The sequence below is a fragment of the Vibrio aerogenes genome, from assembly GCF_024346755.1.
In the GTDB taxonomy this organism is placed as follows: Bacteria; Pseudomonadota; Gammaproteobacteria; order Enterobacterales; family Vibrionaceae; genus Vibrio; species Vibrio aerogenes.
Map to the genome: position 1 here is coordinate 3,879,818 of NZ_AP024861.1, position 26,387 is coordinate 3,906,204.

Sequence of the window (26,387 nt, forward strand, 5' to 3'; positions counted from 1 at the left end):
TTATCCAGACGTTTTATCAGAAAACATTGGCTAGTTCATTGGATATCAAAGTGCCCCAACCGCTGAATACAGCTGCCAGCGCAGCGACTAAAAGTCCGGCACCAACGACATATTCAACCACGGTCAAACCTTCTTCATCATTCCAAAATGATTTACATTGCTTCATTACGTTTTTCATCACATGCTCTCCTTCATGGGGTGATTAATGTTCAATTCCACTTTAGTCGCATAGAAGGCATTGTTGTTAGGATTTTTTTAAGATGAAGCAAACGATCTATATCACCAAAAGTAATATTAAAAACAGTTATAGGAAGGACAAAAAAACTAGATAATTGTTATATATGATTTTTTTTCAGACATTTTAATCAAAGAAAATTTGTACAAAAATTAACCCATTCTTATTTTTGAGAATTATTTTTCAGTTTTGTTACATTATTGAGTTAAATATCACATATCCTTTCAAGCTAACTTCAATCGCCCGCCAAACGCATCAGCATCAAATCTAACCCTCTGAATAATTTGAACTTCCAACTCTGCACTCAAATTAATGATTCGAATTAACAGGTGACAAGCAAAGTGGGTAAGCATCACAGATATGCCAAACCCTGGAGCGTGTTTATCTTTCATGGCCCATCCTGTAGTCGCCAGATCAATATCTCCGGACAATAGAGAATTTTACGTGATACGTCATTCAACTGACAAAAAATACACAGGACATCTATAATAACAAGGAGACTAAAGTTGATAAGAATTGACCGGTTCAACAATATAGTTACCGGACATAATGAGAACAGGTACGATAAAAACACATTTTAAAACAAATACTATCAATACATTAACCACACTCATAACGCTCAGTCATGGCTTCGCAAATTTAGAATCAGGCTAAAATTACCTTTATCATCCGGGACGTGATACAGCCATGACGATAAAATACATAGTACATTGGACAGGCGAATCTACAGCTCAGCTTCCAGATAAAGTACAGCAACTTATATTCGATTACTTCACTGTTATCGAACATGAAAACACGAATTCTTTACTGACTTCTCCCCATATAACGACTGTATTTTTTTATTTTAAGCATCCACATCAACAAGCATCATTAGATCAGTCTCTGGAGATCTGTGAAACATTAAACAAAAAACTAATCATCATTCATCATGGCTTATGCAGTAAGCTTTGCTTGCAATGGATACACACGATAAAGGCTTCTATCGATCTATCCCGGACAGATTTACCTGAGCAGAAAATTCATGAGCTATTCTCTTCACTGACTCAACAGATCAATAAAAAATCATATCGTTCAAGAGAAACATCTCATCAATCTCTGGAGAAACTGATGTTTGACATTTTGCATTATATTGACAGCCATATAGACTATTCCCTAAAAGAAGAGGAAATTTCTGCTTACTTCAACTACACACCAAACTATTTCTCCAAAATCTTTCACCAAGCAACGGGCACAGGGTTTAAAGCGTATATTATGGATAAACGTATCTCCAGAGCCCAGGCAATGCTCGCTAATGAACCAGAAGCAAACATAGCTCAAATTGCTTATCAGTGTGGATACAAAGATGTGTCTTATTTTTCTCGTATCTTCAAGAAAAAGACCGGAATAACACCGGGAAATTACAGGCAGCAGAACGAAGAAAGGAACAAAAAACAGGCATAAAAAAAGCCCCTGCTTTTCAGCAAGGGCTTACAATTCAATCCAAATAATGGCGGAGCGGACGGGACTCGAACCCGCGACCCCCGGCGTGACAGGCCGGTATTCTAACCAACTGAACTACCGCTCCACTTCAGATTGTCTGACACATGAAGTCTTACTTTAATCTGCTTCATCTGTCCGGTATATAAAGCCTGGCAGTGACCTACTCTCACATGGGGAAACCCCACACTACCATCGGCGCAATTGCGTTTCACTTCTGAGTTCGGCATGGATTCAGGTGGGTCCACAACGCTATGGCCGCCAGGCAAATTCTGTTTCTTATCTCCACTTTTTAAAAAAGTGAAAACAAAAATTCCGGAAAACTGACTTCGCTCTCACACATCCAATTGTCTTAATCTGAGTCCACAAAACCCCTTGGGTGTTGTATGGTTAAGCCTCACGGGCAATTAGTACAGGTTAGCTCAACGCCTCACAACGCTTACACACCCTGCCTATCAACGTCCTGGTCTCGGACAACCCTTCAGAGCACTTAAAGTGCCAGGGAGAACTCATCTCAGGGCTCGCTTCCCGCTTAGATGCTTTCAGCGGTTATCGATTCCGAACTTAGCTACCGGGCAATGCGTCTGGCGACACAACCCGAACACCAGAGGTTCGTCCACTCCGGTCCTCTCGTACTAGGAGCAGCCCCCTTCAATTCTCCAACGCCCACGGCAGATAGGGACCGAACTGTCTCACGACGTTCTAAACCCAGCTCGCGTACCACTTTAAATGGCGAACAGCCATACCCTTGGGACCGACTTCAGCCCCAGGATGTGATGAGCCGACATCGAGGTGCCAAACACCGCCGTCGATATGAACTCTTGGGCGGTATCAGCCTGTTATCCCCGGAGTACCTTTTATCCGTTGAGCGATGGCCCTTCCATTCAGAACCACCGGATCACTATGACCTGCTTTCGCACCTGCTCGAGCCGTCACTCTCGCAGTTAAGCGGGCTTATGCCATTGCACTAACCTCACGATGTCCAACCGTGATTAGCCCACCTTCGTGCTCCTCCGTTACTCTTTGGGAGGAGACCGCCCCAGTCAAACTACCCACCAGACACTGTCCTTGTCCCGGATAACGGGACTAAGTTAGAACATCAAACATACAAGGGTGGTATTTCAAGGATGGCTCCATGCATACTGGCGTACACACTTCAAAGCCTCCCACCTATCCTACACATGTAGGCTCAATGTTCAGTGCCAAGCTGTAGTAAAGGTTCACGGGGTCTTTCCGTCTAGCCGCGGGTACACTGCATCTTCACAGCGATTTCAATTTCACTGAGTCTCGGGTGGAGACAGCGTGGCCATCATTACGCCATTCGTGCAGGTCGGAACTTACCCGACAAGGAATTTCGCTACCTTAGGACCGTTATAGTTACGGCCGCCGTTTACCGGGGCTTCGATCAAGAGCTTCGCCTAAGCTAACCCCATCAATTAACCTTCCGGCACCGGGCAGGCGTCACACCGTATACGTCATCTTACGATTTTGCACAGTGCTGTGTTTTTAATAAACAGTTGCAGCCACCTGGTATCTGCGACTCTCATCAGCTCCAAGAGCAAGTCTCTTCACCGTCAAGAGCGTACCTTCTCCCGAAGTTACGGTACCATTTTGCCTAGTTCCTTCACCCGAGTTCTCTCAAGCGCCTTGGTATTCTCTACCCGACCACCTGTGTCGGTTTGGGGTACGATTCCTTACAATCTGAAGCTTAGAGGCTTTTCCCGGAAGCATGGCATCAATGACTTCACTACCTTAGTAGCCCGACATCGTGTCTCAGCCTTATCGTGGAACCGGATTTGCCTAATCCCACAGCCTACGCACTTGAACCAGGACAACCGTCGCCTGGCCCACCTAGCCTTCTCCGTCCCCCCATCGCAATTGTAAGAAGTACGGGAATATTAACCCGTTTCCCATCGACTACGCTTTTCAGCCTCGCCTTAGGGGTCGACTTACCCTGCCCCGATTAACGTTGGACAGGAACCCTTGGTCTTCCGGCGTGGGGGTTTTTCACCCCCATTATCGTTACTCATGTCAGCATTCGCACTTCTGATACGTCCAGCATGCCTTACAGCACACCTTCAGCCGCTTACAGAACGCTCCCCTACCCAATACGATAAATCGTATTGCCGCAGCTTCGGTTTATTGCTTAGCCCCGTTACATCTTCCGCGCAGGCCGACTCGACTAGTGAGCTATTACGCTTTCTTTAAATGATGGCTGCTTCTAAGCCAACATCCTAGCTGTCTGAGCCTTCCCACATCGTTTCCCACTTAGCAATAATTTGGGACCTTAGCTGGCGGTCTGGGTTGTTTCCCTCTCCACGACGGACGTTAGCACCCGCCGTGTGTCTCCCGGATAGTACTTACTGGTATTCGGAGTTTGCAAAGGGTTGGTAAGTCGGGATGACCCCCTAGCCTTAACAGTGCTCTACCCCCAGTAGTATTCGTCCGAGGCGCTACCTAAATAGCTTTCGGGGAGAACCAGCTATCTCCGGGTTTGATTGGCCTTTCACCCCTAGCCACAAGTCATCCGCTAATTTTTCAACATTAGTCGGTTCGGTCCTCCAGTTGATGTTACTCAACCTTCAACCTGCCCATGGCTAGATCACCCGGTTTCGGGTCTATATCCAGAGACTGAACGCCCAGTTAAGACTCGCTTTCGCTACGGCTTCCCTATCCGGTTAACCTTGCCACTGAATATAAGTCGCTGACCCATTATACAAAAGGTACGCAGTCACCCCATAAAAGAGGCTCCTACTGCTTGTACGTATACGGTTTCAGGTTCTGTTTCACTCCCCTCACAGGGGTTCTTTTCGCCTTTCCCTCACGGTACTGGTTCACTATCGGTCAGTCAGGAGTATTTAGCCTTGGAGGATGGTCCCCCCATGTTCAGACAGGATATCACGTGTCCCGTCCTACTCGTTTTCACCTTATATGCATCTTCGGTTACGGGGCTGTCACCCTGTATCGCGGCACTTTCCAGAGCCTTCACCTGACACATATAAAACTTAAGGGCTAATCCGGGGTCGCTCGCCGCTACTGCCGGAATCTCTGTTGATTTCTTTTCCTCGGGGTACTTAGATGTTTCAGTTCCCCCGGTTCGCCTCTTTACCCTATGGATTCAGGTAAAGATACCTGCTGCTGCAGGTGGGTTTCCCCATTCGGAAATCCCGGACTCATGTGGGTCTTACTCCCTCATCCGGGCTTATCGCAAGTTAGTACGTCCTTCATCGCCTCTGACTGCCAAGGCATCCACCGTATACGCTTAGTCACTTAACCATACAACCCCAAAGGGTCTTACAGTCAAACAACCAAGGTGTCTGCAATTATTTAAACATGATGCAGACTTTGATTTTGCCGGACTCAAATTTTTCTTCTGCTTAAAGCAGAAGCCAAGAACACTTGAATGTGTTTGGTGTATTCATATATGAATACTTTGAGAACTTTTACAAACAATTCTTATTTGAATTAAACAAGAACTGCTTTGTCAGCTTTCCAAATTGTTAAAGAGCTAAAGTGTATAAATACACTTCTTAATAACTTTCAGCGTCACAACTTCTGACCACATCTGTCAACGCAGCCTGGAAACTGTATCCAAAAGTAATTAAGAAGTGGTGGGCGATACCGGGTTCGAACCAGTGACCCCCTGCTTGTAAGGCAGGTGCTCTCCCAACTGAGCTAATCGCCCGTTTTCGATATGGTGGAGCTATGCGGGATCGAACCGCAGACCTCCTGCGTGCAAGGCAGGCGCTCTCCCAGCTGAGCTATAGCCCCATATCAAAAATGGTGGGTCGTACAGGATTCGAACCTGTGACAAATTGGTTAAAAGCCAACTGCTCTACCAGCTGAGCTAACGACCCGTCTTTCTTTCAAAGAAAGTGGTATCCCGTAGGGGAGTCGAACCCCTGTTACCGCCGTGAAAGGGCGGTGTCCTAGGCCTCTAGACGAACGGGACACTTTACATATCTCTTTATAAAACCAAATCAATCTGTGTGAGCACTCATCAACGTATCTTTATCGTTAAGGAGGTGATCCAGCGCCAGGTTCCCCTAGCGCTACCTTGTTACGACTTCACCCCAGTCATGAACCACAAAGTGGCAAGCGTCCTCCCGAAGGTTAAACTACCTGCTTCTTTTGCAGCCCACTCCCATGGTGTGACGGGCGGTGTGTACAAGGCCCGGGAACGTATTCACCGTAGCATTCTGATCTACGATTACTAGCGATTCCGACTTCATGGAGTCGAGTTGCAGACTCCAATCCGGACTACGACGGACTTTTTGGGATTCGCACACTTTCGCAAGTTAGCTGCCCTCTGTATCCGCCATTGTAGCACGTGTGTAGCCCTACTCGTAAGGGCCATGATGACTTGACGTCGTCCCCACCTTCCTCCGGTTTATCACCGGCAGTCTCCCTGAAGTTCCCACCCGAAGTGCTGGCAATCAAGGATAAGGGTTGCGCTCGTTGCGGGACTTAACCCAACATTTCACAACACGAGCTGACGACAGCCATGCAGCACCTGTCTCAGAGCTCCCGAAGGCACTAATCCATCTCTGGAAAATTCTCTGGATGTCAAGAGTAGGTAAGGTTCTTCGCGTTGCATCGAATTAAACCACATGCTCCACCGCTTGTGCGGGCCCCCGTCAATTCATTTGAGTTTTAATCTTGCGACCGTACTCCCCAGGCGGTCTACTTAACGCGTTAGCTCCGAAAGCCACGGCTCAAGGCCACAACCTCCAAGTAGACATCGTTTACGGCGTGGACTACCAGGGTATCTAATCCTGTTTGCTCCCCACGCTTTCGCATCTGAGTGTCAGTATCTGTCCAGGGGGCCGCCTTCGCCACCGGTATTCCTTCAGATCTCTACGCATTTCACCGCTACACCTGAAATTCTACCCCCCTCTACAGTACTCTAGATGACCAGTTTCAAATGCTGTTCCGGGGTTAAGCCCCGGGCTTTCACATCTGACTTAATCATCCACCTGCATGCGCTTTACGCCCAGTAATTCCGATTAACGCTCGCACCCTCCGTATTACCGCGGCTGCTGGCACGGAGTTAGCCGGTGCTTCTTCTGCAGCTAACGTCAAATGATGCACGTATTAAATACACCACCTTCCTCACTGCTGAAAGTACTTTACAACCCGAAGGCCTTCTTCATACACGCGGCATGGCTGCATCAGGCTTGCGCCCATTGTGCAATATTCCCCACTGCTGCCTCCCGTAGGAGTCTGGACCGTGTCTCAGTTCCAGTGTGGCTGATCATCCTCTCAGACCAGCTAGGGATCGTCGCCTTGGTGAGCCCTTACCTCACCAACAAGCTAATCCCACCTGGGCATATCCCGACGCGAGAGGCCCGAAGGTCCCCCTCTTTGGTCCGTAGACGTTATGCGGTATTAGCCATCGTTTCCAATGGTTATCCCCCACATCAGGGCAATTTCCCAGGCATTACTCACCCGTCCGCCGCTCGACGCCAAGAAAGCAAGCTTTCTTTCGTTTCCGCCCGACTTGCATGTGTTAAGCCTGCCGCCAGCGTTCAATCTGAGCCATGATCAAACTCTTCAATTAAAGTTTTTTCTGAAGCCGGAGCTTCTGCTCAATGAATACTGTGATATTACATCGTAATATCGAATTGACTGTGCCAATATCTCATCAGAGATATCGATTTGGTCACTCATTCACTGATAAATCTTTTTATAAGATATCTGTTAACGAGTACCCACACAGATTGATTGGTTTATATTGTTAAAGAGCTGTTCTTCTCAGCATTGCTTCGAAGAGGCGGTCATTCTAGCGGGATAATTTTCAGTGTCAAACACTTTTTTAAATTTTCCTTTTAAGCCCTGACCGGACTCACATCGTTCAGGCTGTTGTTGCCGCCATCCCGTGTCAGTGGGGCGCATTATAGGGGAGTAATTATATCTGGCAAGTACTTTTTTCTACTTTTTTTTAATTTCCGCTCAAGTGGGTAATTTTCAGGCAAAACAGTCTTTTTTTGCTGCATATATCAACAATTTCCAATATTTAATCAAGAAGAGCTTCAATAATATAAAGGTGTTTATTACAAATATTGATTAAGATAACCTTCTTCAACGAATAACTTCGGAATAACTCTATCGTATCTATCATCAGTACAGGAAAAGCAGGTATGGCAAATTTACGTAGTTATAGAGGTATCTGCCCCAAAATAGCGCAGTATGTTTATATAGATAGTTCTTCAGTCCTTGTCGGAGACATTCAGATTGGTGAACACTCCAGTATATGGCCTCTTGTTGCTGCTCGTGGGGATGTGAATTTTATTACAATCGGTGAACGAACTAACATTCAGGATGGGAGCGTGTTACACGTTACTCACAAGAATCAGGATAATCCTCAAGGCCAACCACTCATCATAGGTAACGATGTCACAATAGGGCATAAAGTAATGCTTCATGGTTGTACGATTCATGATCGCGTTTTAGTGGGGATGGGATCAATTGTGCTCGATGGTTCTGTTATTGAGAGTGATGTCATGATTGGTGCCGGTAGCCTCGTCCCGCCGGGGAAGATACTTGAAAGTGGATACCTCTATATAGGAAGCCCAGTCAGGCAGGCACGTCCTCTGTCTCCGGAAGAACGTGCGTTTTTACTAAAATCAGCGGAAAACTATGTTCAAAACAAAAATGACTTTCTGTATGAAGTAAAAAACATTGACTAAAAAATCACGATACGCCCTTGTTCGTCATATCGATCGTCCTCTATTGCGTTTTCTGCCAGTTCTTCGATATCAAAACGATATTGTGTAAACACATCAAGGGCATTGTGACTATCAACTATTGTCTGGGCAGATATCTTTTCTAATGCAGGCAAAGAAATGAAACATTCTATCAATAATCCACTCAACTGAGCAGAGAAGCAAACCTGTTGAGTCTCATCACACCAATACTGTACATCAGAAAAAATTACAGACTGATTCATGCAGCACCTTCGAGATTTCGTCTCAACTCATTCAAAACTTGTCGGGTACCCGGACGGATTCCCCGCCACAGCATAAAACTCTCGGCAGCCTGACCAACTAACATCCCCAATCCATCATAAGCATGAGCACACCCACTTTCTATAGCCCACTGATTAAAGACGGTTCTGCCGTTTCCATACATCATGTCATAAGCGACGCTATTCTTGCCAAAGATACAGTCAGAAATCTCTGGAAGCTGGCCGCTCAAACTTGCTGATGTAGAGTTAATTACAATATCAAACCCTGATTTGATCTCACACATTGGCTGAGCTGAGACATTCCCAAGAGGACCAAAGATTTCATACAGACTCTCAGCTTTCTCTACTGTACGATTCGTAATGACAATAGATTCTGGCTTCTGGTTTAACAAAGGCTGAATCACTCCTCGGGCTGCGCCGCCGGCACCAATCAATAAAATATTTGAACCTGCTAACGGAACCTGATGCTGTAGCAAGTCAAACACCAATCCTTCACCATCGGTGTTATCTCCGAGAACGCCGCCATCATCCAGTTTTTTCAGAGTATTGACCGCTCCGGCAAGCCGCGCTCTTTCAGAAAGCATATCTGCAAATTGACAAGCTTCCTCTTTAAACGGAACTGTGACATTACATCCTTTACCACCCTGAGAAAAAAAAGTATCAACCGATCTCTGAAAGCCATCAACAGGAGCTAACTCGGCAGTGTAAGTCATATCCTGATTCGTCTGACGAGCAAAAAGAGTATGTATAAATGGTGATTTACTGTGTTGGATCGGGTGACCAAACACAGCATATCGATCTGTCATATGAGCCATATTTTTGCCTTAATAAGCGAATAAAAAGCTAAACGAATAAAAATACAACACTGAACCTACCACCAGATATCAAACCTGTCACCATTCTCTTGGCAACAAATACTGATGCAGTTGTGCTTCAGCGCTCCCTGGTTCTGGCTGATAATTATATTCCCAGCGGGCTAATGGAGGCATCGACATTAAAATAGATTCAGTTCTCCCTCCAGACTGCAACCCAAATAATGTACCCCGGTCTAAAACCAGATTGAATTCAACATAACGCCCGCGACGATAAAGTTGAAACTGGCGCTCACGTTCTCCGTAGCAAAGATGTTTTCTTTTATCAACAACAGGAAGATAAGCCTTTGAATACCCTTCTCCAACTGCCCGTATATAAGCAAAACATGTTTCAAAATCCCATTGGTTCAGATCATCGAAAAAAATTCCGCCGATACCTCGGCTTTCTTGCCTGTGCGGCAGATAAAAATATTCATCACACCATAATTTGTGCTGTGTATAAACATCTTCTCCAAAAGGCTCACAGATAGATTTCGCTACTGCATGCCATTCCTGACAGTCTTCATCAAAGGGATAAAAAGGTGTGAGATCAAATCCCCCACCAAACCACCAGATGGGTTCTTCTCCCTCTTTTTCTGCAATAAAAAAGCGCACATTCATATGTGATGTTGGTACATAGGGATTTCGGGGGTGAACCACCAGAGAGACACCCATTGCTTCAAACTTTCGGCCTTTTAGCTCCGGTCGGTGTGCTGTCGCTGAAGCAGGCATTTCATCGCCGGTAACATGGGAAAAGTTAACGCCAGCCTGTTCAAAGACAAGGCCTTCTTTCATGATACGGCTACGTCCACCACCACCTAAACGCTCACCAGTAGTTCGCTCCCACAGATCCTGTTCAAAAACAGCGCCACCATCTGCATTCTCTAGCTGATGACATATCTGATCCTGTAATTTCAGAAGAAAATTTTTCACGGACTGCTTATTTGTCAGCATCATCAGACTATCCTTTTCTCAAAACTTCTAAAGTGCGGGCATCTCTGATCTCACTTGGTTTGTCCCGGCCACCCGTTTCACCGGTCAAAATAGCGTTTAATTCACGACCAAGTTGTTCAACCACATCTTTAGTCGTCATGCATGGAGGATGCCCTGTTAAATTTGCACTGGTCGATGTAACTGGTTTTCCAAATGCAAGACAAAGTTTACGTACAAGCGGGTGATCAGTCACCCGGACAGCAATCGTATCAAACTGACCACTCAACCATGGTGAACTCTTAACTCCGGCTGGCATAATCCATGTTACAGGACCGGGCCAGGATAATTTTACACGTGTTAACTGTTCATCCGTTAACTGCCGGACATCGATATATGGTAATAATTGTTCAAAATCAGCAGCAATAAGAATCAGCCCTTTCTCAACAGGACGCTGCTTCAGTCCAAGCAGCTTCTTTATTGCTTCAGGGGAATCAGGATCACACCCGACACCAAAAACGCCTTCGGTAGGATAAGCAATTACACCATTTTCATTTAAGGCAGTAACAACTTGCTCAAAGTTATTCACCATGATTTTATCGTCCGTATCAAACATACTTCTAAAGATTAGCTAGTGTACAAACGATTAATCAGGAAACCTAAATCTATTTATCTAAAATAGAGTAGTGGGTGTATATCTCCCATCACGCAAACGTTTTCCTTATTCAATATTTCACCGTATAATGCGCGAAAATTTCTTTTTCATTATCATCACAGTCACAGGAATCAGAGATGAAAGTCGGAATAATCATGGGATCAAAGTCAGATTGGCCAACAATGAAACTAGCTGCTGACATGCTGGATCAATTTGGCGTTGAATATGAAACGAAAGTCGTTTCTGCTCACCGGACACCTCACTTACTGGCAGAGTATGCCAGTGATGCAAAAGATCGGGGAATTCAAGTGATTATCGCAGGCGCAGGCGGTGCTGCACATTTACCCGGAATGACAGCGGCATTTACCAGCATTCCGGTCCTTGGTGTACCTGTCCAGTCCCGTGCTTTAAAAGGAATGGATTCTTTGCTGTCAATCGTTCAAATGCCAAAAGGTATTGCCGTCGGAACGCTGGCAATTGGTGAAGCAGGTGCCGCAAACGCCGGCATCTTAGCAGCTCAGATTATTGGTATCCATTATCCGGCAGTAATGGAAAAAGTAGAGCAATTCCGCCAGTCTCAAACAGATATGGTGTTATCTAACCCAAATCCTGAAGAGGAATAAAACCGATGCATCACGTTCTTGTCTTAGGTGCAGGTCAGCTCGCACAAATGATGTCTCTTGCCGGAGCTCCTCTCAATATTAAGATCAGTGCATTTGATGTTGTCACTAATCAAATAGTTCATCCATTGACCCAGGAAATACTGGGAACGGGGCTCGATACAGCAATTGCACAAGCGGATGTTATCACCGCTGAATTTGAGCATATTCCTCACGATATTCTTTATCACTGTGAAAAAAGCGGCAAGTTACGCCCAGGCGCTCAAGCCATCAAAACCGGTGGTGATCGTCGTTTGGAAAAAAAAATATTAGATGAGTCTGGCGTAGAAAGTGCCAAATACTACGTTATCGAAACCAAAGATGACTTTGAAAAGGCAATACAGCACGTCGGCATCCCGATGGTATTGAAGACAGCATTAGGTGGTTACGATGGTAAGGGGCAGTGGCGTTTACATACAAAAGCCGATGCTGATGCTATCTGGCAAGAAATTCAAACCAGCCTTGAGTCAACTCAAAATCAAGCTGTTGTTGCTGAAGCTTTTATTCCTTTTGACCGCGAAGTCTCACTGGTAGGTGCCAGAGATCAATCGGGTAAAACAGCGATTTACTCGTTATCCGAAAACATCCATACAAATGGTGTTCTCAGCCTGTCGACATCACTTCATGATCCCGAACTGCAAAATCAGGCGCATACGATGTTTAAAGCAGTCGCTGATGCGCTGAATTATACCGGTGTACTGGCTCTGGAATTTTTTGATGTCAGTGGAAATTTACTTGTAAATGAAATTGCGCCACGGGTACACAATTCTGGCCACTGGACGCAAGAAGGCGCCGAAACATGTCAGTTTGAAAACCACTTACGCGCAGTTTGCGGCTTACCTCTGGGCTGCACTAAATTGCTTCGGCCAACAAGTATGATAAATATTCTGGGCGAAAACACCTTGCCTGAAGCCATCCTTGACACAGATGGATGTCATGTTCACTGGTACGGGAAAGAAAAACGTCCTGGCAGAAAAATGGGACATATCAATGTTTGCGCGGAAAATGATGAAAAGCGCTTAAAGACCTTATGTTCTCTTGCCCAAATACTGGATAAGAAATCTTTTCCTGCGCTTCACAAGTTAATCGAAATATAAGAGTCTGGTTATAACGGTCATGACATTAAAAAGCGTCATGGCCTTCTTCATGACCACACTTCTTACTGGCACATACTTTTTTGACACCTGCTGCCGTCTTCTTTTCTACCAGCAATCGAAAACCGCACAGACTGCAAACCCCATCAAGAGGCTGTGAGTTAACAGCAAATTTACACTTTGGATAACCATCACATGCCCAAAAAGTCTTACCAAATCTGGATTTTCTTTCCACCAGAACACCTTCACGACATTCAGGACATGAGATTGATTGATCTGCTTTCTGTTCATGAGATTCAAATGGTTCAGTATGCTCACACTCCGGGTAATGACTGCATCCAATGAACATCCCAAAGCGTCCCTGACGCAATACCAGTTCATGTCCGCATTCTGAACAATTTACCCCAAGTGATTTGACGATGTGTCCGTCATTCTGATGAAGCGGTTGAATAAAATCACAATTCGGATAGGACGAGCAACCAAGAAAAGAACCATGCTTACCATGACGAAGCTGCAGAGGTGACTGACATTGGGGACATAAGCCTTTTTCTGCTAATGCATGAGCATGGGCAGAAAAAAGCTGTTGATTAATTTTATTTCGACTCATTGCTGACTTGCTACTTAATGTAAAATGCCTTGCTCGTTTGTATAGAGCCACTCTTCCATTAATGTATAAGCATTTTCATTTCCGGGCACATTAAACAACACCATTAAGATAATCCACTTCAAGTCATCCAGCTCAAATGCCGAGGTTTCAAGCCCCATAACACGATCAATAACCATCTCTCTGGTTTCGGGTGTCAGTACTTTTATTTGCTCCAGAAATAATAAAAAGCCCCTACATTCAGCATCAAGCCGAACGGACTCTTTCTCTGTAAAAATCCGCATTGCTGTTGTCGCACTAACAGACAATGGGGAATGAACATCACTTTGTTGAAGTGATGCTAACTCTTCTAACCAATGAAGGGCTTTAAAGATCTCTTTTTGATGAAAACCTGCGCGTAGCAACTCATCTTCTAACTCATCTTGATCTACTTGTAACTCAGCATCGCTATGGATGTAAGTTTCAAACAGATACATAAGAATATCCATCATCATAGCTAGCCCCTCCCCTTACGAATATAACCACCAGCAACAGCAACAACATGTCCGGAAAGTTCTAAATCCAAAAGTTGTCTCATAACTTCATGAACAGGTATATTGGTCCGGGTTGCAAGAATATCAACTGGTGTAGCTTCTACTCCTACGTTAGCTAACAGTTCAGCAAATGGCAATTCTTTGTCTACATTAAATGGGGGAAAAAGCTCACTTTGTTGATTTTTTTTCTGATCTATCGTCCATGAAGAGAGAGTTCCCACTTCTTCCATCACTTGTCTGGGGTTAAGAACCAAACTTGCACCACTGCGTATCAGTTGATTACTTCCCCGGTAACCAGCCTGGTGAATACTCCCGGGAATAACAAAAACATCTCTGTTTTGCTCTGCTGCATATTTTGCTGTAATCAGAGACCCACTCTTCTCAGCAGCTTCAATCACCACAACGCCCACAGACATTCCACTAATAATCCTGTTTCTGCGGGGAAAGTTTTTTGGTTTTGGCGGTGCAGCAGGACAAAATTCAGAAACTAAAGCACCACCACTTTCAATCATCCGCTGCGCCAGCTGCCGGTGGCGGGAGGGGTAAATATGATCGAGTCCGGTTCCCAACACTGCGACAGTTTGACCGCCTCCTTTTAAAGCACCATCGTGTGCATGCCCATCAATACCAATCGCCAGACCACTGGTCACAACCAACCCATGACTGACAAATTCATTCGCAAAATGCCAGGCATCCTGTCGCCCCGGATGACTTGCAGCACGACTTCCAACAATCGCGATTTGCGGAAGAGAAAGAACTTCGGTGTTTCCCAGCACAAAGAGTAAAGGTGGTGCTCCGACCGTCTCTTTTAATAAGGCGGGATAATCCGGGGCATAATATGGAAGAATAAAACGATTTTCTGATCTATTTCGCCATTTCAGACAAGCCTCAGCCGCTTTATTTGCTCCGGAAGTTAAGTATTGGACCTGTTCAGGTTTCAGTCCGAGATGCAGCCATTCTCCGGGAGTGTAACGACTCAGAGAAGATAAAGAATCGTGAAGCAGTATTTTTTGTAACCCCTTGATCCCCAAACGAGGTATGGTTGATAGCTTTATCCAAAATAAAAGTTCATTTTCTGCTTCAGAATCAGAATGTAAGCTCATTAAGAGTTCCTGTAGGAATGAAGATACATCATGCTCAGAACACTTCCGGTATCCCATTAAAAAAACATTGGTACAAAAAGAAGATGACAAACTCCCCGGCTAAATGGTTTATATCTTCTTTAAATTGTTATCACATGCTGTCAATTGGCGCTTAAAATGTCTAGAATTGGAACATTCAACTTTATTTTCTTTCGACACATTTCAACGATTTGAGTGTATATGTCTGTATTACAAGTATTAACGTTTCCTGATGAGCGCTTACGTAAAGTCGCTAAACCGGTTGAAGAAGTCACACCGGAAATACAAAAAATTGTCGATGACATGCTTGAGACCATGTATTCCGAAGAGGGTATCGGTCTTGCTGCAACTCAGGTTGATATTCACCTGCGTATCGTTGTGATTGACGTTTCAGAAACCAGAGACCAGCCCCGGGTTCTGATTAACCCTGAAATTACCGAAAAACGCGGAGAAGATGGCATTGAAGAAGGCTGTTTATCTGTACCTGGCTCCAGGGCACTTGTTCCAAGAGCTGCGGAAGTTTCTGTCAAAGCATTAGACAGAGACGGAAAGGAATACACCTTTGAAGCAGATGATCTTCTGGCAATTTGCGTTCAGCATGAACTGGATCATCTGTCAGGAAAATTATTCGTTGATTATCTATCGCCACTGAAACGTAAGCGAATCAAAGATAAGCTGGAAAAAATCAAGCGAACCAACGACAGAAATAAAAAACATGCATAAGTGAGGTTACCTTGACTCAATCTCTTCGTATAGTCTTTGCAGGTACTCCGGATTTTGCCGCCCGTCATCTGGCGGCATTATTGTCTTCGGAGCATGAAATTATTGGTGTATACACACAACCAGATCGCCCCGCAGGTCGCGGCAAGAAATTAACAGCCAGCCCGGTAAAAGAGATGGCTGTTGCTCATCAAATACCGGTATATCAGCCTGAAAACTTTAAGTCAGATGATGACAAACAAGTACTGAAAGATTTAAAGGCAGATATCATGGTGGTGGTTGCTTACGGGCTTTTATTACCAAGAGCTGTTTTAGATACTCCACAATATGGATGTATTAATGTGCATGGCTCTATTCTCCCCCGGTGGCGCGGAGCAGCGCCAATTCAACGTTCCATCTGGGCCGGAGATCAGGAAACAGGTGTCACCATTATGCAAATGGACACTGGCCTGGACACCGGAGATATGCTGGACATCGTCACAACCCCCATTGATCCTGCTGATACAAGTGCTTCTATGTATGAAAAACTTGCTGAATCGGGCCCAAAGGCTTTGCTGGCAACATTAGATAAAATCGCATCACAGCAGACAAAGCCCGTCAAACAAGATGACGCACTTGCCTGCTACGCAAAAAAACTAAGTAAAGATGAAGCAAAAATAGACTGGTCGCAGGATGCTGCTCATATAGAAAGATGTATCCGGGCTTTTAATCCGTGGCCAATGAGCTTTTTCCGTATTGCAGATCAAAACATAAAAGTTTGGGAAGCTCAGGTTTCTCCGGCAGAGGAAGACGTCCCCACAGGCACAGTGATCAGGTCCGATAAAACCGGCATTTATATTGCGACCGGTCAGGGAACCCTTGTTCTGAAACAACTCCAGATTCCGGGTAAAAAAGCAATGGCCATACAGGATATTCTGAACGCCAGAGCGGACTGGTTCGAGGTCGGCACTCAGCTATCTTAGTTGGAACACATCTAAATTCTTCAGAAAATTAATTACCCAGGTCAAATCATGAATGTTCGTTCAGCAGCTGCTTCCGTAATTTATCAGGTCGTCGATAAAGGTGTTTCTTTGTCGACTGTGTTACCAGAGTTTCAACAGAGAATAAAGACACGGGATCATGCATTATTGCAGGAAATATGCTTTGGTGTTCTGCGCCATTTGCCACAATTGGAAGGTATTGTCAGGCAGTTAATGGACAAACCACTGAAAGGTAAACAACGGGTTTTCCATCATCTGTTATTAGTCGGAATTTATCAGATAAAAATGATGCGGATTCCTGATCATGCCGCTGTGGGAGAAACTGTCAATGCTACGCTTGATTTAAAAGGGCCAAAGCTGCGCGGACTGATAAATGCTGTCCTGAGAAATTACCAACGCCGGCAAGAAGAACTCGAGAGCAGGCTATCTGAAAGTGAATCCGTACAGTATTGTCATCCGGGATGGTTCATTCGGGTCATCAAAGAAAGCTATCCGGAACACTGGCAGGATATTTTTGCAGCCAATAACAACAAAGCACCGATGTGGTTAAGAGTTAACCGTTCTGTCCACTCCAGAGATGAATATATCCAACTGTTGAAAGACTCAAATATTGATGTACATCTACATTCCGAAGCGGAAGACGCCATAAAATTGGCCGCTCCTTGTGATGTCTCATCTTTGCCGGGCTTTTCACAAGGTTGGGTTTCTGTACAGGATGCAGCAGCACAGTTATCTGTTCGCTATCTTAATCCCAAAGCAAAAGAATTGATTCTTGATTGTTGTGCGGCTCCCGGAGGCAAAACAGCTCATATTCTGGAGCATGTGCCAGATGCCCGTGTTGTCTCTGTAGATAATGATGAATCACGCTTAAAACGCGTCTATGAAAACCTGAACAGATTAAATATTCAGGCGGAAGTCATTTGCGGTGATGCACGTTATCCACAAAAGTGGTGGCAAGGTGAAACCTTTGATCGGATTTTACTGGATGCACCATGTTCAGCAACCGGTGTCATTCGCAGGCATCCGGATATAAAGTGGCTGCGGCGCCTTGAAGATATTGATGCACTGGCAACAATCCAGAGTGACATTCTGGATGCAATGTGGGCTCAGTTGAAGCCAGGTGGTACCATGGTCTATGCAACCTGCTCAATTATGCCTCAGGAAAACAGCGAGCAGATAAAAGCATTTATATCTCGAACAACAGATGTACAACTGGTAGATTCAGAGGCAGAGAATCCTGGGCGACAAATTTTACCTGGTGAAGAAGATATGGACGGTTTTTACTACGCTGTGTTAAGAAAGCATGGTAAAAAGTAAAAAAACCACACTATTGTAAGTGGCAAACAAGAGAATTATGTTATGAAAATCATCATTCTTGGTGCCGGCCAGGTCGGTGGAACTTTGGCTGAGAACTTAGTTGGTGAGAACAACGACATCACAATCGTAGATAAAAGTAGCGAACGGTTAAGAGAGCTACAGGATAAATATGATCTACGCGTTGTTACAGGTCATGCCAGTCATCCTGATGTACTTCAGGAAGCCGGTGCACAAGATGCAGACATGCTTGTTGCCGTCACTAATACCGATGAAACAAACATGCTTGCCTGTCAGGTTGCCTTCACTATATTCAATACGCCCAACCGCATTGCCCGGATTCGCTCCCCGGAATATCTGGCAGAGAAAGAAACCTTATTTCATTCCGGAGCCGTCCCTGTCGATTATCTGATTGCACCCGAAGAACTGGTCACAGGTTATATAGAAAGACTTGTTCAGTATCCTGGCGCTCTGCAAGTGGTCAACTTTGCAAAAGACAAGGTCAGTCTCGTTGCGGTAAAAGCATATTATGGCGGACCGCTTGTTGGTAATGCACTTTCAGCCCTGCGTGAGCACATGCCCCATATAGAAGCACGAGTTGCCGCAATTTTCCGTCAGGGACATCCCATACGACCTCAGGGTACGACAATTATTGAGGCCGATGATGAAGTTTTTTTTGTCGCAGCCAGCAATCACATTCGTTCAGTGATGAGCGAACTCCAGCGATTAGAAAAACCATACCGCCGGGTCATGATCGTTGGGGGGGGAAACATCGGTTCCAGCCTCGCAAAACGTCTTGAGCATAGTTATAGTGTTAAGCTTATCGAGCGAAATCATCAAAGAGCTGAGCTGCTGTCTGAGGAACTGGAAAATACGATTGTTTTTTGCGGTGATGCAGCGGATCAGGAGCTGCTGACAGAAGAAAATATCGATCAGGTTGATGTCTTTATTGCTTTAACGAATGAAGATGAGACGAATATTATGTCGGCCATGTTAGCAAAGCGTCTCGGTGCTAAAAAAGCCATGGTTCTGATTCAGAGAAGCGCTTACGCCGATTTGGTCCAGGGAAGCGTCATTGACGTGGCTATTTCACCTCAGCAAGCCACAATATCAGCATTACTCACACATGTCCGCCGTGCAGACATTGTCAATGTGTCTTCTCTTCGCCGCGGCGCTGCTGAGGCGATTGAAGCGATTGCACACGGAGATGAAGTCACATCGAAAGTCGTAGGACGATCTGTTGGCGATATAAAACTTCCTCCAGGTACAACTATCGGAGCAATAGTCCGGGGTGAAGAAGTTTTAATTGCTCATGACCGGACTATTATTGAGCAAGATGATCATGTTGTTATGTTCCTTGTTAATAAAAGATATGTAGCGGATGTTGAGGCTCTGTTTCAGCCCAGCCCCTTATTCCTGTAGTCATTAATTTAGTGATATGTCGTCATGTTGAACTATAAATCCATTCTGTTTGTATTGGGGTTGGTTCTCTCTAAACTAGCTTTATTTATGTATGTCCCGACTTTGGTTGCCTTTTTTAGCGGGACGGGCGGTTTTCTGGATTTTGGCCAGGCAGTCATTATCACTCATATCGTTGCTTTCATTTGTCTGACTCTCGGCAGAACTGCAAATTTTAAATTAAACGTAAGGGATATGTTTCTGATCACGACACTGGTTTGGAGTGTCGCCAGTGCTTTTGCTGCATTACCTTTTGTTTTCATAAACCATATCAGTTTCACTGATGCTTATTTTGAAACCATGTCAGGTATTACAACGACCGGCTCAACGGTATTAAGTGGTCTGGATAATATGGCACCAAGCATTTTACTGTGGCGATCAATCCTGCAATGGCTTGGAGGGGTTGGATTTATTGTGATGGCAGTTGCGGTACTGCCAATGCTGAACGTCGGGGGAATGAAGCTATTCCAGACAGAATCATCAGACTGGTCGGATAAAAGCAGTCCCCGGGCCAAAACTGTCGCAAAAAATATTGTAGCCGTTTATCTGGTCCTCACTTTACTCTGCTGCCTCGGGTACGTATTAACAGGGATGACGCTTTTTGAAGCGATCAATCATTCTTTTACAACTTTATCAACCGGTGGTTATTCTACATCTGATGGGTCAATGAATCATTTCTCTAAAGGGGCCCACTGGGTTGCTACAGTGTTTATGTTCCTGGGTGGATTACCTTTTTTACTATTTGTCATCGCCGTAAAGAAAAAAAGAGCCGTTGAATTGTATAAAGATGCTCAGGTAAGAGGTTTTTTCTATTTATTTATTGTAACCAGTACTGTCGTCGCTCTTTGGTTGAATTTACATAATGGGTACCCGGTTCTGGATGCGTTTCGGGTTGCCATGTTCAATATTGTATCCGTACTTACAACAACAGGTTATGGCCTGGATGACTTTACGGCCTGGGGAGCCCTGCCCAGTACACTATTCATTTTCCTGATGGTTGTTGGCGCCTGTTCTGGATCAACCGCTGGCGGCATCAAAATTTTTCGGTTTCAAATTGCTATTACATTACTGCACAAACAGATGATGAAATTGATTCATCCTTCAGGAGTATTTGTTCAGAGATACAATGCACGTCCTGTTAACGATGACATTATCCGTTCAGTTGTGGCATTTGCGATTACTTTCTTTATGACGATTATCCTGATTGCAGGAATATTAAGTGGGATGGGTCTTGATCCAACCACAAGCATTTCAGGCGCGATCACCGCAGTTTCAAATGTCGGTCCGGGCATGGGAACCATTATTGGTCCAACCGGGAATTTTTCATCACTGCCGGATTTAGCCAAATGGCTCCTCAGTTTTGGCATGTTAATGGGAAGGCTGGAAATCTTAACTATTTTGGTTTTATTTTTTCCGGCATTCTGGAAAAGCTAGACGCTCCAAAACAACGACTCTTCCTCTAAAATCGATGATAATTTGTGCAGAACATCATCGATTTCTATCAGAGTTAATGCTATCCTAACGTTGTGATAAGCACATAAGTTCTTGGGTAACTATTTGGATGGGCACCAGCCCAAAACGAGTTTCCTTATTCATCATGTTTTTGGATAACATAAGCTCAATAGTTACTTCAGGCCGTTGAATAACAAGGGAAATGTAAAACCATCAGGTAACAATAATGCCCGCAGCACCAGCCAGGTACTCTCACGATCACGGTAGCGCTTCGCGCCGTCGCAGTAGTTTTGCGAAAGCGAAAGTCACTCAAAAAAATACGCCGATAATGACCCCCGCAGAAAAACAAATTTTAAATGCTCCGGAATCAACCGGAAAAGATGTCACTCAAGCAGCATGACCACAGTTTGAAACCAAATGAGCGCAGTACAGTACTGCGCTTTAATCACTATTGTTTATTGGTATTTACACCGCAATTTGTTACTTTGTATGCGTAGCACATCACCAGAACCTGTGAAGGTTTGGTAATCAAATGAACCATAATGATAAATGGATGAAAGTATGAAATGTCACCGCATTGAGGAACTGCTCGAACTACTCGAACCAGAATGGCAAAAAGATTCTGAACTGAATCTGATGCAATTTATACTCAAGCTGGCTGAAGAAGCTGGTTACCATGAAGCGATAGAATCCCTCACAGATGATGTACTCATCTACCACCTGAAAATGCGCAACAGTAGTAAAGATGAAATGATTCCCGGTCTGAAAAAAGATCAGGAAGATGATTTCAAAACTGCAATACTCAAAGCAAGAGGTATTATTCGCTAAGAATAATATCTAACTCCTGATGCCTATCTGCAATCATCAACAGCCGGGATAGTGCCTTATATAAATTAAACAGATTAACTTTATGTCAAACGCCACTTTCCATTTTAATGCTCTTACCCCTGATTTAATTTGGTACGCTTTAGAAAATATTGGTATTCGGGCAGAATCAGGCTTTCTTCCTTTGAATAGCTACGAAAACCGGGTTTACCAATTCACAGACGAAAAAAATAGTCGCTATGTCGTAAAATTTTATCGTCCAAATCGCTGGACGAGCGAACAAATACTGGAAGAACACCAATTTACTCAGGAGTTGGCTGATGCAGAAATTCCTGCTGTTTCTCCTGTCAGTATCGATGGACGAACCCTACATCAGTACAAGGGATATTGGTTCACCTTATTTCCGAGTATTGGTGGACGACAATTTGAGGTAGATAATGCAGAACAACTTGAGTGGGTTGGCCGTTTTTTAGGAAGGATACATCAGGTTGCAAAAACCAAACAATTTAAATACCGTCCTGAGATATCTCTGGATGAGTATCTTTATCAACCAGTAAAATATCTTGAAAACACTCAGTTTATTCCGCTACACATTCAGAAAGCCTTTTTTTCTGATCTACATTTGCTGATTAACTCAATTGAAAAATACTGGCCAGAAAACATCTCGTCGATTCGTCTTCACGGGGATTGTCACCCAGGAAATATATTATGGAGAGAAGGCCCGGTATTTGTGGATCTGGATGATGCCCGTAATGGTCCTGCGGTTCAGGATATCTGGATGCTTTTGAACGGAGAAAGACACGAAAGACTCGTTCAACTGGATATTATTCTTGAAGGCTATCAAGAGTTTTGTGATTTTAACCAATCAGAGATGAAACTAATTGAGCCTCTGCGTGGTCTACGAATGGTACACTACATGGCATGGCTGGCAAAAAGATGGGAGGATCCTGCATTTCCTCTGGCATTCCCATGGTTTAACGATCCGAAGTATTGGGAATCACAGGTGCTTGCATTTAAAGAGCAAATTGCAGCATTAGAAGAGCCACCACTATCTCTGATACCATGAATTAATAATAACGCTCAACAAATGGAGTTTATAATGAAGAAGCTGCTTGCTATATTCGCAACCCTAATCATCAGTTTGTCCGTTCAGGCAGATCCCTATAAAGAAGGGGTGAACTACGAAGTTCTTGATTTACCTCATTCATCAAACCCGACGGTGACAGAGTACTTTTCATTTTATTGCCCACACTGTTTCGAGTTTGAACCTGTCATTCAAAAATTAAAATCACATTTACCGGAAGGCACTGAGTTTCAAAAGAATCATGTTTCTTTCATGGGTGGAAATATGGGTGCATCAATGAGCAAAGCTTATGCGACAATGATGTCTCTGGGTGTTGAAGACAAAATGATACCCGTCATGTTTAATCGCATTCATATTGAAAGAAATGCTCCCAAAAATGATGCAGCCCTGAAACAGATTTTTGTCGATCAAGGTGTAGATGCAAAGAAATTTGATGCCACCTTTAATAGCTTTGCTGTTGACTCTATGGCTCGTCGCTTTGATAAAGGTTTCGCGGAAAGCAAGCTGACAGGAGTTCCATCCGTGATTGTGAACAACAAATATCTTGTAATTACACGAGGTATTAAAAACAATGAAGATTACTTCAAATTAGTTGATTTTCTTTTGAAGAAATAACGCAGCGAAAAAGTATAGAGAGATAACACTGGATATATCTCTCTTTCAATTTCTCCAATACACTGCCGGATAAGAAAAAACCAGGGCGTGTTTATCTTTCATCGCCGTTCTTGTATGAAAGATCACGCCCTATTCATCAACTCTCCGATAAATTTTTTTCAGCCGCTGATCTTTTTGTGCCCAGACATTTGACAGCCATTTCTGAAACTGACGCTTATATGGCTTATCATTAAAGTAATCCCCACGCACCTGTTCATCTACTGGCAGAATATCTATATGAACAATAATTCGTTTCATCTTCCCCATAAGCATATCTTTAAAAGGCGTTTCAAGATTATCAGGATAAGCCAAAGTTACATCAATAATATTTTCGAAGAGCGCTCCCATAGCAGCCAGTGTATAGGCAATTCCACCAGATTTCGGCGACAACAAAAACTCATACTCAGGTTGATTTGTTTTTTTATCAGGAGTAAAACGCGTTCCTTCAACATAGTTAACAACTGTTGTAGGGATATGTTTAAATTTCGTACATGATCTGCGGGTTGTTTCCAGATCCTGCCCTCTTTTTTCCGGATGGCGAATCAGATACCCTCTGGAATAACGACGCATAAACGGCATATCCAAAGCCCAGCAGCTCATTCCGATGAAAGGAATATAGAGAAGCTGATATTTAAGAAAAAACTTTGGCATGGGTATTTTGTCTTTAAACACACTACATAAGACGACAATATCAGCCCAGCTGATATGATTACTAATCATCAAATACCAACCATCCTTATGTAATGTTTCTCCGCCCTGAATATCCCATTCAACATGATTTGACAAAGAAAGTATTTTTAAATTTAAAGTAGCCCATAGCCACATCATCAGGTTTGCCAGTTTTGTTGCATAAAGCTTCAATTCTTTTGACGGTAGTACCAGTTTAACCACCGCGGTCAAACAAATCATAACTGAGCAAAAAGCAGTATTCAGCAGAACTAAAAAGAGATTGATTAATAAAAGTGGATAAGCCAGCATATATTATCGCTTGTCGCTATAAAAATAGGACAATTATACAAATTCAAAGACTGAATAAAAATCTTTGATATAAAAAAAGATGCATTCTCACCTCATGAGACTAACGACTCATACATTCAAAATAACCTGATTTTTTAATATCGGCCCGGCTAAACACTCATTGCTGTTAATTGTTTTAACAGACGATCCATGGCTCTGTATCCAAGCGCTTCAGCCAGATGTTGACGGGATATTTTTTCGTCACCGGCTAAGTCGGCAATGGTTCTGGCAACTTTAATAATCCGGTGATATGCACGAACAGATAATCCTAAATGATGTAAAGCATTTTCAAGAAACTCTGCATCTTCATGTTCAAGCACACAAAATTTTTCTATTTCCTGATTCGACAATAATGCATTCGCTTTATTACTTCGTGCCATCATAATCTTTCGAGCCTGTATCACACGACTACGAACAGTCAAAGTCGACTCTCCCCGTCCCCCGCCATTTGACAACATACCTTTAGGTAAAGCAGGAATTTCAACTGATAAATCAAAGCGGTCAAGCAAAGGTCCGGAAATTCGACTCAAATAACGTAGTATATGCTGAGGATTAACATGCACACTTTCTGGCTCATAACACCCCGAGAGACTTGGATTTAATGCCCCAACCAACTGGAATCTTGCCGGAAAGCGGGTTTTCCCCTGTGCCCGTGAAATAATTATCTCTCCAGATTCCAAAGGTTCACGCAATGAATCAAGCACTTTACGTTCAAATTCGGGCATCTCATCCAGAAATAAAAGCCCATTATGTGCCAGAGAAATTTCCCCGGGGCGCGGCACAGACCCGCCTCCGACAAGAGCTGCCATTGAGCTTGAATGATGTGGTGCTCTGAATGGACGTTTCTTCCAGTTATACTGATGTATTTCTTGCTGAGTAAGTGATGCAACCGCAGCGGTTTCCAAAGCTTCTTCATTGGTCATATCAGGTATCAAATCACACAACCTTGATGCAAGCATCGTCTTTCCGGTTCCCGGAGGTCCAAGAAACAATAAATTATGGTGTCCAGCTGCAGCAATCTCCAAAGCTCGTTTTCCCTGCTGCTGACCAATAATATCCTGTAAATCCCGGTGTGAACTCTCTTCAGATAAACGGTGAGGTGACTGATTTAATGAAAGGGCCGTTTCACCACAAAGCGCCTGACAAACTTCCAACAAGCTTCGGGCAGATAAATGACGATGTTTTCCAACCAGTGCAGCCTGATCACCATTCTCATCAGGAATGATCAGACAACGTTCATCTTTACCTGCAGCTAATGCTGCGGGTAATACACCTTTCACGGACCGGAGTACACCAGATAATGCCAGCTCCCCCAGAAATTCATAGTGCTCTATATCTTCAGAGATAATTTGCTCTGATGCAGCAAGAATTCCCAAAGCAATAGGTAAATCAAATCTGCCGCCTTCTTTTGGTAGATCTGCCGGAGCCAGGTTGACCGTGATACGTTTTGGCGGAAATTCAAAACGAGAATGAATAATGGCACTACGAACACGATCTCTGGATTCTTTGACAGTCGTTTCAGGTAAACCTACCAGTGTAAATCCAGGCATGCCATTACTGATATGAACCTCCACAGTCACTAAAGGAGCTTCAACACCAACACTTGCACGACTATAAATCACAGCTAATCCCATTACATAAACCTTCTTCAGTTTTGAAAAATTAATCCAAAAGTTGATTTCCCCCAAGTACAACAAGTCCATAAAATAGAGGCAGAATCACTACATATTGATATGAAATTAAGACCATTTCTCTCAA

General features: G+C 44.0%; 24 protein-coding genes, 5 tRNA genes and 3 rRNA genes. 13 read left to right on the plus strand and 19 right to left on the minus strand.

Annotated elements, in window-relative coordinates:
• Nucleotides 1-16: 16 nt before the first annotated feature.
• A complete protein-coding gene (locus OCV29_RS17355; protein ID WP_073604365.1) occupies nt 17-178 on the minus strand; it encodes a fimbrial protein in 162 nt (53 codons plus the stop codon).
• Between the two features lie 281 nt (nt 179-459).
• Complete coding sequence (locus OCV29_RS17360) at nt 460-627, minus strand: hypothetical protein (protein WP_175561553.1); 168 nt, start codon at nt 625-627, stop codon at nt 460-462.
• Between the two features lie 295 nt (nt 628-922).
• Between OCV29_RS17360 and OCV29_RS17365 the strand changes: the two genes are divergently transcribed.
• The gene (locus OCV29_RS17365) at nt 923-1,675 is read left to right on the plus strand and encodes a helix-turn-helix domain-containing protein (protein ID WP_084193366.1); all 753 of its coding nucleotides are present in this window, start codon (nt 923-925) and stop codon (nt 1,673-1,675) included.
• Between the two features lie 47 nt (nt 1,676-1,722).
• Here OCV29_RS17365 and OCV29_RS17370 read toward each other — a convergent pair.
• The 8 genes from OCV29_RS17370 to OCV29_RS17405 all read right to left on the minus strand — a co-directional run bounded on the left by OCV29_RS17370 (nt 1,723) and on the right by OCV29_RS17405 (nt 7,271).
• Nucleotides 1,723-1,799: transfer RNA gene (locus OCV29_RS17370), tRNA-Asp, on the minus strand.
• Between the two features lie 62 nt (nt 1,800-1,861).
• A 5S ribosomal RNA gene (rrf, locus tag OCV29_RS17375) occupies nt 1,862-1,977 on the minus strand.
• Nucleotides 1,978-2,097: 120 nt separating this feature from the next.
• Nucleotides 2,098-4,987 (minus strand): 23S ribosomal RNA (locus OCV29_RS17380).
• Nucleotides 4,988-5,320: 333 nt separating this feature from the next.
• Nucleotides 5,321-5,396, minus strand: a tRNA-Val gene (locus OCV29_RS17385).
• 10 nt (nt 5,397-5,406) lie between these two features.
• A tRNA-Ala gene (locus OCV29_RS17390) sits at nt 5,407-5,482 on the minus strand.
• A gap of 10 nt (nt 5,483-5,492) precedes the next feature.
• Nucleotides 5,493-5,568 (minus strand) — tRNA-Lys (locus OCV29_RS17395).
• A gap of 19 nt (nt 5,569-5,587) precedes the next feature.
• Nucleotides 5,588-5,663 (minus strand) — tRNA-Glu (locus tag OCV29_RS17400).
• A gap of 66 nt (nt 5,664-5,729) precedes the next feature.
• Nucleotides 5,730-7,271: ribosomal RNA gene (locus tag OCV29_RS17405) — 16S ribosomal RNA — on the minus strand.
• Together the 16S, 23S and 5S rRNA genes with 5 tRNA genes alongside form the textbook arrangement of a ribosomal RNA operon.
• Nucleotides 7,272-7,851: 580 nt before the next feature.
• Between OCV29_RS17405 and OCV29_RS17410 the strand changes: the two genes are divergently transcribed.
• Nucleotides 7,852-8,400 carry a gamma carbonic anhydrase family protein gene (locus OCV29_RS17410; RefSeq protein WP_073606098.1) on the plus strand — a complete coding sequence of 183 codons (549 nt, stop codon included), beginning with the start codon at nt 7,852-7,854 and terminating at the stop codon, nt 8,398-8,400.
• On the opposite strand, the gene OCV29_RS17415 is transcribed toward OCV29_RS17410, so the two are convergent.
• From OCV29_RS17415 to OCV29_RS17430, 4 genes are all read right to left on the minus strand, one after another.
• Complete coding sequence (locus OCV29_RS17415) at nt 8,397-8,660, minus strand: DUF1488 family protein (RefSeq protein ID WP_073606097.1); 264 nt, start codon at nt 8,658-8,660, stop codon at nt 8,397-8,399. The genes OCV29_RS17410 and OCV29_RS17415 overlap by 4 nt on opposite strands.
• Nucleotides 8,657-9,493, minus strand: a complete 837-nt coding sequence (gene aroE / locus OCV29_RS17420) for a shikimate dehydrogenase (protein ID WP_073606096.1) — start codon at nt 9,491-9,493, stop codon at nt 8,657-8,659. Before aroE ends, OCV29_RS17415 begins: the two co-directional genes overlap by 4 nt.
• Nucleotides 9,494-9,571: 78 nt before the next feature.
• Complete coding sequence (gene hemF / locus OCV29_RS17425) at nt 9,572-10,486, minus strand: oxygen-dependent coproporphyrinogen oxidase (protein WP_073606095.1); 915 nt, start codon at nt 10,484-10,486, stop codon at nt 9,572-9,574.
• 4 nt (nt 10,487-10,490) lie between these two features.
• The gene (locus OCV29_RS17430; protein WP_073606102.1) at nt 10,491-11,048 is read right to left on the minus strand and encodes a Sua5/YciO/YrdC/YwlC family protein; all 558 of its coding nucleotides are present in this window, start codon (nt 11,046-11,048) and stop codon (nt 10,491-10,493) included.
• A 203-nt stretch (nt 11,049-11,251) separates the two neighbouring features.
• Between OCV29_RS17430 and purE the strand changes: the two genes are divergently transcribed.
• Both purE and OCV29_RS17440 read left to right on the plus strand, forming a co-directional pair.
• Nucleotides 11,252-11,737, plus strand: coding sequence for a 5-(carboxyamino)imidazole ribonucleotide mutase (gene purE, locus OCV29_RS17435; RefSeq protein ID WP_073606094.1), 486 nt, complete (start codon nt 11,252-11,254; stop codon nt 11,735-11,737).
• Nucleotides 11,738-11,742: 5 nt separating this feature from the next.
• Complete coding sequence (locus tag OCV29_RS17440; protein WP_073606093.1) at nt 11,743-12,870, plus strand: 5-(carboxyamino)imidazole ribonucleotide synthase; 1,128 nt, start codon at nt 11,743-11,745, stop codon at nt 12,868-12,870.
• Nucleotides 12,871-12,895: 25 nt separating this feature from the next.
• On the opposite strand, the gene OCV29_RS17445 is transcribed toward OCV29_RS17440, so the two are convergent.
• The 3 genes from OCV29_RS17445 to dprA are packed head-to-tail and all read right to left on the minus strand — an operon-like array spanning nt 12,896 to nt 15,107.
• Nucleotides 12,896-13,474 carry a DNA topoisomerase family protein gene (locus tag OCV29_RS17445; protein ID WP_073606092.1) on the minus strand — a complete coding sequence of 193 codons (579 nt, stop codon included), beginning with the start codon at nt 13,472-13,474 and terminating at the stop codon, nt 12,896-12,898.
• 14 nt (nt 13,475-13,488) lie between these two features.
• Nucleotides 13,489-13,965, minus strand: a complete 477-nt coding sequence (locus OCV29_RS17450) for a DUF494 family protein (RefSeq protein ID WP_073606091.1) — start codon at nt 13,963-13,965, stop codon at nt 13,489-13,491.
• Nucleotides 13,966-13,967: 2 nt separating this feature from the next.
• Nucleotides 13,968-15,107: a DNA-processing protein DprA gene (dprA, locus tag OCV29_RS17455; RefSeq protein WP_073606090.1), complete on the minus strand. Its 1,140-nt coding sequence runs from the start codon at nt 15,105-15,107 to the stop codon at nt 13,968-13,970.
• 219 nt (nt 15,108-15,326) lie between these two features.
• On the opposite strand from dprA, the gene def reads away from it, so the two are divergent.
• From def to OCV29_RS17500, 9 genes are all read left to right on the plus strand, one after another.
• Nucleotides 15,327-15,848: a peptide deformylase gene (gene def, locus OCV29_RS17460; RefSeq protein WP_073606089.1), complete on the plus strand. Its 522-nt coding sequence runs from the start codon at nt 15,327-15,329 to the stop codon at nt 15,846-15,848.
• A gap of 11 nt (nt 15,849-15,859) precedes the next feature.
• Complete coding sequence (fmt, locus tag OCV29_RS17465; RefSeq protein WP_073606088.1) at nt 15,860-16,807, plus strand: methionyl-tRNA formyltransferase; 948 nt, start codon at nt 15,860-15,862, stop codon at nt 16,805-16,807.
• Between the two features lie 48 nt (nt 16,808-16,855).
• Nucleotides 16,856-18,142, plus strand: coding sequence for a 16S rRNA (cytosine(967)-C(5))-methyltransferase RsmB (rsmB, locus tag OCV29_RS17470; protein WP_073606087.1), 1,287 nt, complete (start codon nt 16,856-16,858; stop codon nt 18,140-18,142).
• 42 nt (nt 18,143-18,184) lie between these two features.
• Entirely contained in the window at nt 18,185-19,561 is a 1,377-nt protein-coding gene (trkA, locus tag OCV29_RS17475) for a Trk system potassium transporter TrkA (RefSeq protein WP_073606086.1), read from the plus strand.
• A gap of 24 nt (nt 19,562-19,585) precedes the next feature.
• Nucleotides 19,586-21,031 (plus strand): TrkH family potassium uptake protein, encoded by a 1,446-nt coding sequence (locus tag OCV29_RS17480; RefSeq protein WP_073606085.1) that lies wholly within the window; start codon nt 19,586-19,588, stop codon nt 21,029-21,031.
• 244 nt (nt 21,032-21,275) lie between these two features.
• Complete coding sequence (locus OCV29_RS17485) at nt 21,276-21,449, plus strand: hypothetical protein (protein ID WP_175561612.1); 174 nt, start codon at nt 21,276-21,278, stop codon at nt 21,447-21,449.
• 161 nt (nt 21,450-21,610) lie between these two features.
• On the plus strand, nt 21,611-21,877 hold the full coding sequence (locus OCV29_RS17490) for a YihD family protein (RefSeq protein WP_073606101.1): 267 nt from the start codon (nt 21,611-21,613) through the stop codon (nt 21,875-21,877).
• Nucleotides 21,878-21,959: 82 nt separating this feature from the next.
• The gene (locus OCV29_RS17495) at nt 21,960-22,940 is read left to right on the plus strand and encodes a serine/threonine protein kinase (protein ID WP_073606084.1); all 981 of its coding nucleotides are present in this window, start codon (nt 21,960-21,962) and stop codon (nt 22,938-22,940) included.
• A gap of 33 nt (nt 22,941-22,973) precedes the next feature.
• Complete coding sequence (locus OCV29_RS17500; RefSeq protein WP_073606083.1) at nt 22,974-23,573, plus strand: thiol:disulfide interchange protein DsbA/DsbL; 600 nt, start codon at nt 22,974-22,976, stop codon at nt 23,571-23,573.
• Nucleotides 23,574-23,702: 129 nt separating this feature from the next.
• On the opposite strand, the gene OCV29_RS17505 is transcribed toward OCV29_RS17500, so the two are convergent.
• Both OCV29_RS17505 and OCV29_RS17510 read right to left on the minus strand, forming a co-directional pair.
• Nucleotides 23,703-24,590, minus strand: a complete 888-nt coding sequence (locus tag OCV29_RS17505; RefSeq protein ID WP_073606082.1) for an acyltransferase — start codon at nt 24,588-24,590, stop codon at nt 23,703-23,705.
• A 149-nt stretch (nt 24,591-24,739) separates the two neighbouring features.
• Complete coding sequence (locus tag OCV29_RS17510; protein ID WP_073606081.1) at nt 24,740-26,263, minus strand: YifB family Mg chelatase-like AAA ATPase; 1,524 nt, start codon at nt 26,261-26,263, stop codon at nt 24,740-24,742.
• Nucleotides 26,264-26,387: the final 124 nt, after the last annotated feature.